Origin of the sequence: Bradyrhizobium sp. NBAIM03 (assembly GCF_020194055.1) — a bacterium.
GTDB classification, from domain to species: domain Bacteria; phylum Pseudomonadota; class Alphaproteobacteria; order Rhizobiales; family Xanthobacteraceae; genus Bradyrhizobium; species Bradyrhizobium yuanmingense.
The window spans coordinates 1-413 of record NZ_JADYVS010000215.1; the positions used below are offsets into that span (position 1 = coordinate 1).

The 413-nt window shown below is 58.1% G+C and carries 1 protein-coding gene; it reads right to left on the bottom strand.

Features of this window, described 5'->3' with window-relative positions:
• The coding region (locus tag I6F21_RS38165) for a peroxiredoxin (RefSeq protein ID WP_225184439.1) at window positions 1-413 on the bottom strand (413 nt) is incomplete at both ends.

The following is a 413-nucleotide window of genomic DNA, read 5'->3' on the forward strand; positions in this document are numbered from 1 at the left end:
CCTTCACGCCACGCCATTCCTTGCGCAACACGCCCTTGCTATCGATCAGGAATGTGCTGCGCTCGATGCCGCGCACGTCCTTGCCGTACATCTTCTTCATCTTGATCGTGTCGAAGATATTGCAGACGGCTTCGTCGGCATCGGAGATCAGCTCGAACGGCATCTCCAGTTTCGCTTTGAAGTTTTCGTGCGATTTCAAGCTGTCGCGCGAAATGCCGAACACCACGGCGCCGGCGGCTTCAAAGGCGTCGTATTGGTCGCGGAAGTTCATCGCCTCGGTGGTGCAGCCGGGCGTGTTGTCCTTCGGATAGAAATACAGCACGACGATCTTGCCGCGCTGCGATGCCGGTGAGAACGTGATGCCGCTGGTTGCCGGTGCGGAGAAATCGGGAAGAGGCTTGTCGATCGTGACG